The 13,219-nt window shown below is 64.8% G+C and carries 12 protein-coding genes and 1 pseudogene; 6 read left to right on the top strand and 7 right to left on the bottom strand.

Features of this window, described 5'->3' with window-relative positions:
- Window positions 1-15 precede the first annotated feature (15 nt).
- Window positions 16-1,242 carry an acyl-CoA dehydrogenase gene (locus P5704_001250; GenBank protein WOF79160.1) on the bottom strand — a complete coding sequence of 409 codons (1,227 nt, stop codon included), beginning with the start codon at window positions 1,240-1,242 and terminating at the stop codon, window positions 16-18.
- A gap of 146 nt (window positions 1,243-1,388) precedes the next feature.
- On the opposite strand from P5704_001250, the gene P5704_001245 reads away from it, so the two are divergent.
- Window positions 1,389-2,300, top strand: coding sequence for a LysR family transcriptional regulator (locus P5704_001245; protein ID WOF79159.1), 912 nt, complete (start codon window positions 1,389-1,391; stop codon window positions 2,298-2,300).
- A 24-nt stretch (window positions 2,301-2,324) separates the two neighbouring features.
- Here P5704_001245 and P5704_001240 read toward each other — a convergent pair whose 3' ends face one another.
- The 4 genes and pseudogenes from P5704_001240 to P5704_001225 all read right to left on the bottom strand — a co-directional run bounded on the left by P5704_001240 (window position 2,325) and on the right by P5704_001225 (window position 6,942).
- Window positions 2,325-3,344: a LacI family DNA-binding transcriptional regulator gene (locus tag P5704_001240; GenBank protein ID WOF79158.1), complete on the bottom strand. Its 1,020-nt coding sequence runs from the start codon at window positions 3,342-3,344 to the stop codon at window positions 2,325-2,327.
- Window positions 3,345-3,402: 58 nt separating this feature from the next.
- Entirely contained in the window at window positions 3,403-4,419 is a 1,017-nt protein-coding gene (locus P5704_001235; protein WOF79157.1) for a TRAP transporter substrate-binding protein, read from the bottom strand.
- A gap of 64 nt (window positions 4,420-4,483) precedes the next feature.
- Window positions 4,484-5,761 carry a TRAP transporter large permease subunit gene (locus tag P5704_001230; GenBank protein ID WOF79156.1) on the bottom strand — a complete coding sequence of 426 codons (1,278 nt, stop codon included), beginning with the start codon at window positions 5,759-5,761 and terminating at the stop codon, window positions 4,484-4,486.
- Between the two features lie 51 nt (window positions 5,762-5,812).
- Window positions 5,813-6,942: pseudogene (locus P5704_001225) on the bottom strand (gluconokinase, GntK/IdnK-type).
- Between the two features lie 176 nt (window positions 6,943-7,118).
- On the opposite strand from P5704_001225, the gene P5704_001220 reads away from it, so the two are divergent.
- Window positions 7,119-7,397, top strand: coding sequence for a peptidylprolyl isomerase (locus tag P5704_001220; protein WOF79155.1), 279 nt, complete (start codon window positions 7,119-7,121; stop codon window positions 7,395-7,397).
- Between the two features lie 8 nt (window positions 7,398-7,405).
- Here the strand turns inward: P5704_001220 and zapE are convergent, their stop codons facing one another.
- Together zapE and P5704_001210 are read right to left on the bottom strand one after the other, a co-directional pair.
- Window positions 7,406-8,515: a cell division protein ZapE gene (gene zapE, locus P5704_001215; GenBank protein ID WOF79154.1), complete on the bottom strand. Its 1,110-nt coding sequence runs from the start codon at window positions 8,513-8,515 to the stop codon at window positions 7,406-7,408.
- A gap of 41 nt (window positions 8,516-8,556) precedes the next feature.
- Window positions 8,557-9,465 (bottom strand): LysR substrate-binding domain-containing protein, encoded by a 909-nt coding sequence (locus tag P5704_001210; protein WOF79153.1) that lies wholly within the window; start codon window positions 9,463-9,465, stop codon window positions 8,557-8,559.
- A gap of 121 nt (window positions 9,466-9,586) precedes the next feature.
- Between P5704_001210 and P5704_001205 the strand changes: the two genes are divergently transcribed.
- From P5704_001205 to P5704_001190, 4 genes are all read left to right on the top strand, one after another.
- A complete protein-coding gene (locus tag P5704_001205) occupies window positions 9,587-10,831 on the top strand; it encodes a D-amino acid dehydrogenase (protein WOF79152.1) in 1,245 nt (414 codons plus the stop codon).
- Between the two features lie 21 nt (window positions 10,832-10,852).
- Complete coding sequence (locus P5704_001200) at window positions 10,853-11,206, top strand: RidA family protein (GenBank protein WOF79151.1); 354 nt, start codon at window positions 10,853-10,855, stop codon at window positions 11,204-11,206.
- A 75-nt stretch (window positions 11,207-11,281) separates the two neighbouring features.
- Window positions 11,282-12,262 carry a TAXI family TRAP transporter solute-binding subunit gene (locus tag P5704_001195; protein ID WOF79150.1) on the top strand — a complete coding sequence of 327 codons (981 nt, stop codon included), beginning with the start codon at window positions 11,282-11,284 and terminating at the stop codon, window positions 12,260-12,262.
- 67 nt (window positions 12,263-12,329) lie between these two features.
- Window positions 12,330-13,211: an aldo/keto reductase gene (locus P5704_001190; protein WOF79149.1), complete on the top strand. Its 882-nt coding sequence runs from the start codon at window positions 12,330-12,332 to the stop codon at window positions 13,209-13,211.
- The last annotated feature ends 8 nt before the right edge of the window (window positions 13,212-13,219 follow it).

Raw genomic sequence — 13,219 nt, 5'->3', positions numbered from 1 at the left:
CCGATAGCGGAGGCCTCAGCGGCTGCGCAGCGCCTCGCGCGGCACGTACTTGCCCAGCTCGTGACGAGCAATGGCCACCCGATGCACCTCGTCCGGGCCATCGGCAAGGCGCAGGGTGCGCTGCATCGCCCACCAGTGCGCCAGCGGGAAGTCTTCGGAAACCCCGGCGCCACCGTGGATCTGGATGGCGCGATCGATGACCTTCAACGCCACGTTGGGCGCGACCACCTTGATCTGCGCGATCTCGCTGGCGGCGATCTTGTTGCCCACGGTATCCATCATGTACGCGGCGTTCAGCGTCAGCAGGCGCGCCATGTTGATCTCGATGCGGCACTCGGCGATGTGGTCGAAGTTCGCGCCCAGTCGCGCCAGCGGCTTGCCGAAGGCGGTACGGCTGACGGCTCGTTCGCACATCAGCTTGAGCGCGCGCTCGGCGACACCGATCGAGCGCATGCAATGGTGGATGCGGCCCGGGCCAAGACGCCCCTGGGCGATCTCGAAGCCGCGGCCCTCACCGAGGATGACGTTCTCGTACGGTACCCGCACGTTTTCCAGCAGCACTTCCGCGTGGCCATGCGGAGCGTCGTCGTAGCCGAACACCGGCAGCGGACGCAGCACCTTCATACCGGGGGTGTCCATCGGCACCAGGATCATCGAGTGCTGGGCATGGCGCGGTGCGTCCGGGTTGGTCAGGCCCATGAAGATCATGATCTTGCAGCGCGGATCGCAGGCACCGGAGGTCCACCACTTGCGGCCGTTGATGACCCACTCGTCACCCTCGCGCACCGCGCGGGCTTCCATGTTGGTGGCGTCGGACGAGGCCACACCCGGCTCGGTCATGCCGAAGGCCGAACGAATCTCGCCGCGCAACAGGGGCTCCAACCATTCGCGCTTCTGCGCCTCGCTGCCATAGCGCACCAGCACTTCCATGTTGCCGGTATCCGGCGCCGAGCAGTTGAACGCTTCCGGGCCGAGGCCCGAGCTACCCATGATTTCAGCCAGCGGCGCGTATTCAGTGTTGGTCAGGCCGGCGCCCAGTTCCGACTCCGGCAGAAACAGGTTCCACAGCCCTTCTGCCTTGGCCTTGGCCTTGAGCTCCTCGACGATGGCGGTCGGCTGCCAGCGATCACCCTCGGCGACCTGCTGGTAGAAAGCCTTTTCGGCGGGATAAACGTGAGCATCCATGAACGCTTGCACGCGCTCTCTCAGCTCTTGAACCTTCGGGGAGTAGGCGAAATTCATGGGCGACAACCTTCTGGCAGGTAATGTTTTGTAGTTTTGGATGCTAGAGGAGGCCTGATGATTTATCTAAGCTATTTTCCTCGTGTATAAACATTCATCACCGATATATGATCGGCGAATTCCGATACACGCCGGAGAGCACAACAATGAACCTGAACAAGGTCGATCTGAATCTATTCATCGTCTTCGACGCCATTTACACCGAAGCGAACCTGACACGCGCCGGGCAGATCGTCGGCATCACCCAGCCCGCCGTTTCCAACGCCCTCGCCCGTCTGCGCGAGACCTTCAATGACCCGCTGTTCGTGCGCACCGCCCAAGGCATGGTGCCGACGCCAATGGCGCAGAACATCATCGGCCCGGTGCGCAATGCCCTGCAGCTGTTGCGGGTGTCGGTGCAGGAAAGCCGCACCTTCAGCCCTGCGCAGGCGAACAAGACCTTTCGCATCAGCATGACCGACCTCACCGAGGCGGTGATGCTGCCGCCGCTGTTCCAGCGCCTGCGCCGGCTGGCGCCGAACGTGAAGATCGAGAGCATGCTGGCCAAGCGCCGCGAAACCACCAAGGAACTGGCTGCCGGCCGCCTGGATTTCGCCATGGATGCACCGCTCAATACCGATCCGCAGGTGCGTCACGTCAAGCTGCTGGAAGATCGCTACATCTGCGCCATGCGCCGTGGCCACCCGCTGGCCAAGGACAAGCTGACCCTGGAGCAGTACCTGTCGTTGTCGCACATCCACATTTCCAGCCGCCGCAGCGGCCTCGGCCTGGTGGACCTGGCGCTGGGCAAGATGGGCCTGCAGCGCAAGATCGCCCTGCGCTCACAGCACTACCTGATGGCGACCCAGGTGATCGACCAGACCGACATGGTGGTGACCGTACCCGAGCGCTTCGCCCGCCGGCATAACCTGCATCAGGTCGACCTGCCGGTGGACATCATGCCGCTGGAAACCCACATCTACTGGCATGAAAGCACCGATCAGGATCCGGCCAACCGCTGGATGCGCGAGCAGATGATCGAGATCGCCCAGCAGATCGCGGCACAGCAGGATCACTGATGTCCCGGCGGGCGTGAGCCCGCCTCAGGCGCTGTCGCGCATCACCACTTCGAAGCCCACATCGATACAACGCTCGGCCGGCTGCTGACCCCGCATCAGGCTCAGCAGCACCTGCGCCGCCAGCTCACCAATCTCGCCACGCCGGGTGCGTACCGTGCTCAGCGCAGGATGCATCCAGGCCGCCGCCGGTAGGTCGTTGAAACCGGCAATCGCCAGCCTCCCCGGCACATCCAAACCCAGCTGATGCGCGCGAAACAGCGCACCAAGGGCCAGGTCGTCGTTGTTGAAGAATACCGCGTCGATCTGCGGATGCTGCGCCAGCAGCCGATCCAGCAGCTCTGCGCCAAGACCGATGGATGACAGCTGCGGCGTCAGCAGCTCCAGAGTCGGCTCATAGCGACCCGCCTGGCGCATGGCCTGACGATAGCCTTTGGCGCGTTGCAGGGTGCGCGGGTCGAGCTGCGCGGCGGCGAAAGCGACGTGACGGTAGCCACGCTCGAGCAACGTACGGGTCATTGCCGCGCCGGCTTCCAGTTGCGAGAAGCCTACGCAGTAGTCGTCCGGCCGGTCGCTCAGCTCCATCAGGGTGACCATCGGTGCGGTGTAATTGGCCAGCACCGCACGCGCAGCGTCGCTGCGCTCGAACCCGGTGATCAGCAGGCCGGCCGGCTGATGGGCCAGATAGGCGCGCAGCAGCCGCTCGTCCTCTTCGGGCCGATAGTGGCTGACGCCGATCATCATTTCGTAACCCGCCGGCATCAACACTCGCTGGATGGCCTCGACGGTGTCGACGAACACCGCGTTGGACAGCGAAGGGATGATCACCGCCACCAGATTGGAGCGCGAACTGGCCAGGCTGCGCGCCGCCGGATGCGGCACATAGCCAAGCGTTTTGACCGCCTGCTCGACACGCTCACGCAGCGCATCGGAAACCAGCTCCGGTTGCGACAGCGCGCGGGATGCCGACATCAGCGAGCAGCCGGCGCTGCGCGCGACATCCGAGAGGGTTATCCGCTCGGCAGAGCGGCGACGGCGTGTGGTCATGGTCGATCCAGCGTATTGAAGGCGGCGAATTCTAGCAGCGGGCAGGAAAAGGTCGCGCCTAGAGCGCGACCTTTTCCACCTCGGCCTGCACCTGATCGAACAGCTCCTGGCCGACGGTATCGATCACCGTCTGGATCGCCGGCTGCGCCTGCTCGCGCATGCGCTGGATTTCCTCGGGACTGACCTCGTTGATCTGCATGCCACGCTCCTTCAGTGCCGCCAGCGCCTGGCTGGCCTCGCGACGGGTGTCCTCGCGCTCGGCGTCGCGTGCCTTTTCCGCAGCGTCCATGAGAATGCCCTGCTCGGTCTCGGACAGTCCGTCCCACCAGCGCTTGGACACCGTGACGATCCAGGGGCTGTAGACGTGATTGGTCACGCTCAGGTACTTCTGCACTTCATAGAACTTGGAGGACAGGATGGTGTTGTAGGGGTTTTCCTGACCGTCGACCGCCTTGGTTTCCAGCGCGGTGAACAGCTCGGAGAACGGCAGCGGCACCGCGTTGGCGCCCATGCGCTTGAAGGTGTCGATGAACACCGGATTGGGCATCACGCGCAGCTTGATGCCTTCGAAATCCTCGAGCTTCTCGATCGGCCGCGCACTGTTGGTCACGTTGCGAAAACCGTTCTCCCAGTACACCAGTCCGACCAGGCCCTTCTCCTCGAGCTTGTCCATCACCTGCCGACCTACCGGGCCGTCCAGTACCTGATCGGCCTGGCGCGGATCGGTGAACAGGAACGGCGTATCCCACACCGCCATCTCCTTGCTGATGCCGACCAGCGTCGCGGTCGAGCCGACCATCATCTCCTGCGCGCCGCCGATCAGCGCGCTCTGCATCTGGTCGTCGGAACCGAGGCTGGCGGAGGCGAAGGTGCGCACCTTCAGCTTGCCACCCGAGGCCTTGGCCACTTCCTCGGCCAGTAGCTTGGCTGCCCTGCCCTGGTTGCTGTCTTCGTTGAGCCCGTAGCCGAAGCGGATCATGCGTGGGCGGATGTCGTCCGCCGCCTGCGCGTAACCAAGGCTGAGCGTGCTGCCGAGCAAGGCGGCGGCCAGGGTGCTGATGAGGAGTCGTTTCATGTCGCGGTACCTTCTTGTTGTTGGACGTTGGATTGTTGAGCGCTGGGGGTTGCATGACCGGCGGTTACCGCAGCCAGGCCAGGGGTACGGTGATGATCGAGGGCACGGCGATGAGCAGCCCGACGATCACCAGATAGATAAGGAAGAACGGCATCACGCCACGCACCAGGGTTTCCATGCGCAGTCGGCCGATGCCGCCAACCACGTTGAGCACCGTGCCCACCGGTGGCGTGATCAGCCCGATGGAGCCGATCAGCACGAACATCACGCCGAAGTACACCGGATCGATGCCGGCCTTGATCGCGATCGGCGCCAGCACCGGGCCGAGGATCAGGATGGTCGGCGTCAGGTCCAGCACCATGCCGACGGCGATCATCAGCAGCATGATGGCGATCATCAGCAGTTTCGGGTCCTGCGCCAGCGGGCCGAGCATTGCCGCGATCTCGTCGGGCAGTTGCGCCAGGGTGATCATGTAGGCCGACACCGTCGCTGCGGCGCAGAGAAACATCACCGAGGCCGTGGTGCGGCTGGCCCGGGTCAGCACCTCGACCAGCCCGACCCAGTTCAGCTCGCGATACAGCAGTGTCGAAACGGCCAGGGCATAGACGGCGGCGACCACCGCCGCTTCCGTCGGAGTGAACAGACCGCCACGCAACCCGCCGACGATGATCACCGGCAGCATCAGTGCGGCCGCGCCATCCACCAGCACGCGACGGCGCTCGGCGGCGCTGGCCTTTTCCTGCTTCGGCTCGTCGATGCGCCGGGCGATCAACGTCCAGGCGACGATCAGGCCCATGCCCATGATCAGCCCAGGCACCATGCCGGCGAGAAACAGCTGGCTGATCGACGTGCCGGTCACCACGCCGTAGATCACGAACGGCATGGAGGGTGGAATGATCGGCGCGATGATCCCGCCCGCCGCCACCAGGCCCGATGACGAACTCAGCGGGTAACCGCGCTCGCGCATCATCGGCAGCAGCAGCGTCGCCAGCGCGGCGGTATCGGCCAACGCCGAGCCGGACATGCTGGCCAGCAGCACCGAAGCGGCAATCGCCACGTAGCCCAGGCCGCCACGCTTGTGACCGAAATAGGCCTGCGCCATGGCGATGATGCGCCGCGAGATGCCGCCGGCATTCATCAGTTCGCCGGCAAGAATGAAGAACGGCACCGCCAGCAGCGGGAAGCTGTCAGCGCCGGCCTGCAGGTTCTGCGCCAAGAGCTGCACGTCCCAGAAATCCAGGTACCACATCAGCACCGAGCCGGTGAGCAGCAGCGCGAAGGCGATGGGCATGCCAAGCGTCATGAAGCCCAGCAGCGATGAAAGGAAGACGACGACGGTCATGAAAGGTCCTCGGTTGGGCAGTGCCCGTATTGTTCTGAATGCGGCGTCGCTTCAGTCCGCGGTGACATTCGCAGCGGCAGTGGCCGATGGCTGATCGCGCCGCCAGACATTCACCAGCTGCACCAGCGCCAGTACCGCCAGCGCGACCATGCTGGCGGCCACGGGCAGCATCGCCAGGCCCAGCGGATAACCGACCACCGGGCTGTTGATGGTCCAGCCGAACTGCATCTGGTTCCAACCGCCCCAGGCCGCCAAGCAGCTCGCAGCTGCCACCAGCAGCCAGCTGAGGGAGTCGACGACGCGGCGAAAGAATCGCGGGAAACGGTCGCGCAGCATGGAGAAACTCATCAGCTCGCCGCGGCGCATGCTGGAAGCGACGCCGACGAACACCAGCCAGACGAACGCCAGCCGCGACAGCTCCTCGGCACCGGTCCAGCCGGTGCCGAAGGCGTAGCGCAGTACCACGCTGGAGAACACCACGATGACCATGAAGGCCATCAGCGCGGCCATCAGCCAGTCGGTCAGGCGGTCGAAGTGCTGAGCGACCGTGCCGCTGTAGATCGGCTCGTTGGTCAAAGCGGCGCCGTGGTAGCGCTATCAAACGGACGCGAGGAAAGATCGACACGGGTTTCGATGAGCTCATCCAGACCGGCGCCCTGCATCCATTCAACGATCTGGCGCAAGACGACCTCGCGCGGTTGACTGGCATCCACCGTCAATACGCCGGGTTCACCCTCGGGTGATTCGAGGGTGGCGAACTGGCTGTCGACCAGGGAGATCGGCATGAAATGCCCCGGCCGTCCGCCTACGCGCTGCACGGCGGTTTCGTAATCGATGGCCAGATGGGCGAAGCGCAGCTCTGGAACCGCACTGCGCAGCAACTCTCGATAGCTGCGCTTGAGCGCCGAGCAAGCCAGCACGAAGCCGCTGCCCGCCGCTAAAGTGCGCTGCATTTCAGCGATCAGCGCATGCAGCCACTCCACGCGGTCGGCATCGGACAGTGGCGTGCCGGCGCGCATGCGCGCCACGTTCTCTGCCGGGTGAAAGTTGTCTGCTTCGATGTGCGGCAGGCCGAGCGCATCGGCTACGGCGTGGCTGGTGTCCGTCTTGCCGGAACCGCTGACGCCCATGACGACCAACACCGGAAGCGCGGAAGCCTTTGAGGTGTGCACTGAAGGCATGCGAAGAACCCATTGTTTTGCTTGTTTGGCCAGATGTTAGCGCTATCACGCAACACGATAAAACTACCGCTCGTCGACCGTGCACCAACGAAACGGTTGTTTCGCTGCGGCATTGCGGTCGACATTCGCGGTGGCGCGACTACAATCGCGCCCCTGTGCAATCGAGGACACCGAGCATGCCCAAAGCCATGTGCCGCCACATTCTGGTCAAGACCGAGGCCGAAGCCACGCAGCTGAAAAAGCGCATCGCCAATGGCGAGGCGTTCGACGTGCTGGCGCGCAAATATTCGACCTGCCCGTCCGGCAAGAAAGGTGGCGATCTCGGCGAAGTGCGCCCAGGGCAGATGGTGCGCAGCATCGATCAGGTGATTTTCAAGAAGCCGCTGCGTGAGGTGCACGGCCCGGTAAAGAGCCAGTTCGGCTACCACCTGGTGCAGGTGTTCTACCGCGACTGAGCTGGCGCTTAGCCAAAGCGTTGCAGCTGCATTTCTCGCAGACGACTGAGCGTGCGGCGGAACGGGAACGCCAGATACCCCTCGGTATACAGCTCGTCCAGGGCCACCTCGGCTTCGATATACAGCGGAATCCGCCGGTCGTAGCACTCGTCCACCAGCGCGATGAAGCGGCACACGGCATCATCCCGCGCGGCGAGCCTGGGCAGTTGACGGTCGCCCGTCTCGACCCGCGCGGCTCCATCCTCGGTGCCGCGGGCAATGCGCCCATCGCGCTGCGTGCCGCCCAACCTCGGCACGCCACCAATCAGGATCGCTGCGAAACGGTCGCACAGCTCGATGAAGTCCAGCGCCGAAAACGGCTGCTCGCACAGATCGGCGAAGCGGCACCAGAGCACCGATTCGCTACGCCGCACGACGTCGAGCTGGCGACGGCTGAGGGCCAATGGCTCGATGCTGAACGCTCCATCGGCCAGCGCCTCGAACGTCGCGACCAGTGCACTGCCACTGTCGGGCGGGGCGATCCAGTAGCGCTGCAGTGCAGCGCCGGGACGCAGGCGGTGATCGGCGCCACCATCCACATCCACCACATGCATGTGTTGCACGATGGCGTCGATGGCCGGCAGAAAACGCTCGCGGTTGAAGCCGTCGGCGTACAGCTGCTCCGGCGGCTGGTTGGAGGTCGCGACGATCACCACGCCGTGCTCGAAGAGCACCTGGAACAGGCGTCCCAGAATGATCGCGTCGCCGATGTCGCCGACGAACAGCTCGTCGAAGCAGAGCACACGAATCTCTTGCGAAAGTTCTTTGGCCAGGGCCTGCAACGGATCTGCCGTGCCGTTGAGCTGGAACAGCCGGATATGCATCCAGCGCATGAAATGGTGGAAATGCTGCCGACGCGACGGGACCGTCAGGCTTGCGTGAAACAGGTCCATCAGCCAGGTCTTGCCACGCCCGACCGGTCCCCATAGGTAGACGCCAAGCGGCAGGCCCGCACCTGAAAGCAGCGCCTCATGACAGGCCTGAAGCCGTGCAACGGCGCGCTGCTGCGCCGCATCGGCAACGAAACCTTCTTGTGCGATGGCCTGCTGGTAGCGTTCAAGGGGCGATTCGAGGTGCATGATCGTCCGGCGCAAAAGCCGCCATGGTAGCGCGTGACCGCTCAGTTGTGCCCATCCTGCAGCAGTCGCTCGGCCTGGGTGCCGAGCTGCTCGAGCAGCATCGCCTGCGCCGGCAGCGGCTGCTCGTGAACACGGCTCAGCGCATAGACCGGCACGCTGATGGCCGGCTCGAGCAGGCGGGTCTGTACCTCGCCACCATTGGCCGCCAGCGCGGTGAACGGATCGACCAGTGCCACCCCCTGTCCCGATGACACCAGCTGCCGCGCCAACTGGTAGGTCTGCACCCAGGTAACGACGTGCGGCGGCGGATCGAGCTCCTCAATGTGGCCACGCAACAGGCTGCCCAGCGCATCGCGGGCGTCGATACCGATCAGCGCTTTGCCCGCCAATGCCTGCAGCCGCAGCGGGCTGTGCAGTTCGTCGGGCTGCCACCAGCCAGGTGGCGCGATCACGCGCATACGGCCCTCGGCCAACAATTGGCTGGTCAGCCCCGGATGCTCTACCGCCTGTGACGTCAACCCGAGATCGGCTTCACGCAGCAACAGGGCTTCGACGATTTCCGTCGTGTGCTGCGTGGCGAGCTGACAGACCGTGCGCGGAAAACGCTCGCGCCAGACGCGCAGCGCTTGTGGCAGCAGCGCCTGAGCCAAGGCCGGCGTGCAGATCAGACGTAATGCGCACTCCTCGCCCCGGCCGAGACTGTCTGCAAGCCGCCGCAGATTCTGCAGGTCGATGGCCAGGCGTTCGGTCTGCTGCTGCAGTACCCGCGCTTCGGCGGTGGGCTGTAGCTTGCCGCGCACCCGGTCGAACAGCGCAAAGCCCAGTTGCTGCTCGGCATGCTTGAGAATCTTGCTCGCCGCCGGCTGGGAGATATGCAGCAGCTCGGCCGCAGCCGTCAGGCTGCCGGTTTGCAGGATCGCCTGGAACAGTTCGATATGACGCAACCGCATGCACTGCCCTCCTTCAGTCAATCGAGCATAACCGCAGGTTATGGGAGCGCTCCATCCTTTCATTGGCCGCCTCGCTGGCCCGCGGCCTAGGCTGCGCTGATCGAGTCGCAGGAGCAATTGCATGCGGGTAGCAGTCATCGGCGCAGGTGTCATCGGGCTTGCCACCGCCTATTCATTGCTGCGCCAGGGGCATAGTGTCGAGCTGATCGAACGGCGCGACGACGTCGCCCTGGAAACCAGCTTCGCCAATGGCGGGCAGCTCAGCTACCGCTACGTTTCGCCTCTGGCCGATGCCGGCGTGCCGCTGCAGGCGATTGGCTGGATGCTGCGCGGAGCCGATGCCCCGCTGCGCTTTCGACCGCAGGCGAGCCTGCACCAGTGGCGCTGGTGCCTGAAATTCCTGCTGGCATGCCGGCGCTCTGTCAACCGGCGCAACGCGGCTCACTTGCTGCGGCTCGCCCTGCACAGCCAGCAGATCCTGCGCAACTGGCGCGAGCAGGACCAACTGGACGGCTTCGCCTGGCGCGCCAACGGCAAGCTGGTGATCTATCGCGATCAACACAGCCTGCACAAAGGCGCGGCGGCCATCGACGACGCTTCCGGGCAGCGGCTGCTGGATGCCGCGCAGTGCGTCGACGTCGAGCCGGCGCTGGCGCCGTTGGCGGCATCGCTGCAGGGCGGCATCTATTCGCCCGGCGACGAGGTTGCCGATTGCCATCTGTTCTGCACTGAATTGCTGCGGCGCCTGCGCGCATCAGCTCAGTTTCGTCTGCATATCGGGCAATCGGTGAACGCATTGCGCACAGAAGGCAAGCGCGTCCGCGCGGTCGTGCTCGGGCACGATGAAGTCGCCGTTGATCATCTAGTCGTGGCGGCCGGCACCGGCAGTGTCGGGCTGCTTCGGCCGTTGGGTATCGACCTGCCGATTTACCCGCTCAAGGGTTACAGCCTGACCGTTGCGCTGGCCAACCAGGACCGCGTGCCGCAGACCAACGTTACCGATTACGACAACAAGGTCGTCTACGCCCGCCTCGATGAGCAACTGCGCGTCGCGGCGATGGTGGATATCGCCGGCTGGGATGCCGGGCTCAATCAGAGACGCATCGCCACCCTGCAGCGTCTGGCTGGCGCGACCTTCCCCGGGGCCGGCGACTACCAACACGCGCAGCAGTGGGCAGGACTGCGCCCGGCGACGCCCCAAGGTACGCCGCTGATCGGCCGTAGCGGATTCGACAATCTCTGGCTCAACGTCGGCCACGGCAGCCTCGGCTTCACCCTGGCCTGCGGCAGCGCCGACCTGCTCACCAGCTTAATCGGCGGATCGCCACCCGCTGTGTCCCTGGCCGGCTTGAGCCTACCCGCCTGACCACTCAACGAGGAAAGCGATATGCCCGTTCAACGCATCGAGAGTAATCCACGCATGTCCGCCGCGGTCATTCATGCAGACCTTGTATTTCTCGCCGGCCAGGTGCCGGACGACCGTGGCCTGGATGCCGCCGGCCAGACCCGCGAGGTGCTGGCGAAGATCGACCGACTGCTGGCCGCCGCCGGCTCGAATCGCGAGCACCTGCTCAGCGCGCAGATCTGGCTGAAAGACATCGACGCCGACTTCGCCGCCATGAACGAGGTCTGGATCGACTGGCTGCCAGCAGGCTGTGCACCGGCAAGGGCGACGGTACAGGCGCGTCTGGCCTCACCCGAGGTGCTGGTCGAGATCATGGTGATCGCCGCGCGCGCCTGACCACGGCGGTCTATCGTTCCAGCGCCGGCCAACCGCAGTTGCAACCACCCACAATACAAACAAGAGGGAACCGCAATGAACCACCAGATCCGTAACGGCCTGTTCGGCATCACCCTGGCCGGCGCACTCGCCAGCACTTTGGCCAGCACCAGCGTGCTGGCACAGGAACGTTTCGTCACCATCGGCACCGGAGGGCAGACCGGCGTGTACTACACCGCCGGCCAGTCGGTTTGCCGCTTCCTCAATCGTGCCGAGGTGAAGCCCGCCATCAAATGCAACGCACCCTCGACCGCGGGCAGCGTGACCAACATCGTGTCGTTGCACAAAGGCGAGTACGACTTCGGCTTCATCCAGTCCGACCATCAGCACAAGGCGCTGCAGGGCCAGGCGCCCTTCGACAAGGAAGGCGCCGTCGAACTACGCGCCGTGTTCTCACTGCAGTCGGAAATTCTCACCGTGGTCGTTCGCAGCGACAGCGGCATCACCGATCTGGCTGGACTCGAGGGCAAGCGGGTGAACATCGGCGTACCCGGCTCGGGCAGTCGCGACACCTTCGAGGAAGTCATGCAGGCCAAGGGCTGGACGAACGCCAGCTTCTCTCTTGCCGCCGAACTGAAACCAGCGGAAATGGCTTCAGCCTTGGGTGACAACAACCTGGACGCCATCACCTACGTGGTCGGCCATCCGAGCGGTGCGATCCAGGAGGCGTTGACGAATGTAAAGGCCAGGATCATTCCAGTGCAGGGCGCCGAGATCGACAGCCTGCTGGCCAAGGCCGATTACTACAGCGCCGTGGAAATTCCCGCCGGACTCTACCCGGGCGTGGACGGCGCCATTCCGTCGATCGGCGGCAAGGCTGTGCTGGCGACCACCAGCAAGACCGACCCGGAGGTCGTCTATCAGCTGGTCAAGTCGGTGTTCGACAACCTCGACAGGTTCAAGCGCTTGCATCCGGCCTTCGCCGATCTCAAGGCCGAAGACATGATTCGCGTCGGGCTGACTGCGCCGCTACACGAGGGCGCCGAGCGCTACTACAGAGAAAAAGGCTGGCTCTAGCGGTACGGCAGCGTAGGGTGCGCTCCGCGCATCGTGCCCACTGAGAAGTAACCATGCGGAGCGCCAGATGATGAATCCAAGTCCGTCCTACACCCTGAACAATGGCGTGCAGATGCCGGCCCTCGGGCTGGGCGTCTTCCAGAGTTCTCCCGAAGAAACCATCGCGGCGGTATCCAGCGCCCTCGCCGACGGCTACCGGCTGGTCGACACCGCCGCCCGCTACGCCAACGAGCGCGAGGTCGGCGAAGGCATCCGCCAGAGCGGCATCGAGCGCGGCCAGCTCTTCGTCACCAGCAAGCTGTGGTTCACCGACTACGGCTACGAGGCGGCGCTGCGCGCCTTCGACCGCAGCCTGTCGCTGCTCGGCCTGGAGTACCTGGACCTGTACCTGCTGCACTGGCCGGTCCCCAGCGCCTTCGACGACACCGTCGCAGCCTGGCGGGCGTTGGAGGCCTTGTTGGCCGAGGGGCGCGTGCGCGCCATCGGCGTCAGCAATTTCGGCCCGGGCCATCTGCAGCGGCTGGGCGAGCGGGCAACGGTGGTACCGGCGGTGAATCAGGTCGAACTGCACCCGTTCTTCGCCCAGCCGCAACTGCGCGAGGCCCATGCCCAGCGCGGCATCCAGACCCAGGCCTGGTCGCCCATCGGCGGCATCCGCCGCTACTGGCAGGGCGAGCGGCCACGGCAGGAACCGCTGAGCCATGCGCTGATCACCACGCTGGCGCAGAAGTACGCCAAGACCCCGGCGCAGATCGTGCTGCGCTGGCACATCGAACTCGGCGTCTCGGCGATTCCCAAGTCGGTCAGGCCGGCGCGCATCGTCGAGAATTTCGACATCTTCGACTTCAGCCTGGCCGCCGACGAGGTAGCCGCCCTCTGCGCCCTGGACAGCGGCGAGCGCGGTGGGCCCGATCCGGAAAAGGTCAACCGGCAGTTCTTCGCCAGCTAGGCTCCTGC

Source organism: Pseudomonas sp. FeN3W (genome assembly GCA_030263805.2).
Classification (GTDB): domain Bacteria; phylum Pseudomonadota; class Gammaproteobacteria; order Pseudomonadales; family Pseudomonadaceae; genus Stutzerimonas; species Stutzerimonas stutzeri_G.
The sequence above is the reverse complement of the archived record's forward strand: the minus strand, read 5'-3'. Positions and strand labels throughout refer to the sequence as shown.

Bases quoted from the DNA above. Each gene is read 5' to 3' on its own strand.
- P5704_001250 (WOF79160.1), bottom strand. From the start codon at position 1,242: ATGAATTTCGCCTACTCCCCGAAGGTTCAAGAGCTGAGAGAGCGCGTG.
- P5704_001245 (WOF79159.1), top strand. From the start codon at position 1,389: ATGAACCTGAACAAGGTCGATCTGAATCTATTCATCGTCTTCGACGCC.
- P5704_001240 (WOF79158.1), bottom strand. From the start codon at position 3,344: ATGACCACACGCCGTCGCCGCTCTGCCGAGCGGATAACCCTCTCGGAT.
- P5704_001235 (WOF79157.1), bottom strand. From the start codon at position 4,419: ATGAAACGACTCCTCATCAGCACCCTGGCCGCCGCCTTGCTCGGCAGC.
- P5704_001230 (WOF79156.1), bottom strand. From the start codon at position 5,761: ATGACCGTCGTCGTCTTCCTTTCATCGCTGCTGGGCTTCATGACGCTT.
- P5704_001220 (WOF79155.1), top strand. From the start codon at position 7,119: ATGCCCAAAGCCATGTGCCGCCACATTCTGGTCAAGACCGAGGCCGAA.
- zapE (WOF79154.1), bottom strand. From the start codon at position 8,515: ATGCACCTCGAATCGCCCCTTGAACGCTACCAGCAGGCCATCGCACAA.
- P5704_001210 (WOF79153.1), bottom strand. From the start codon at position 9,465: ATGCGGTTGCGTCATATCGAACTGTTCCAGGCGATCCTGCAAACCGGC.
- P5704_001205 (WOF79152.1), top strand. From the start codon at position 9,587: ATGCGGGTAGCAGTCATCGGCGCAGGTGTCATCGGGCTTGCCACCGCC.
- P5704_001200 (WOF79151.1), top strand. From the start codon at position 10,853: ATGCCCGTTCAACGCATCGAGAGTAATCCACGCATGTCCGCCGCGGTC.
- P5704_001195 (WOF79150.1), top strand. From the start codon at position 11,282: ATGAACCACCAGATCCGTAACGGCCTGTTCGGCATCACCCTGGCCGGC.
- P5704_001190 (WOF79149.1), top strand. From the start codon at position 12,330: ATGATGAATCCAAGTCCGTCCTACACCCTGAACAATGGCGTGCAGATG.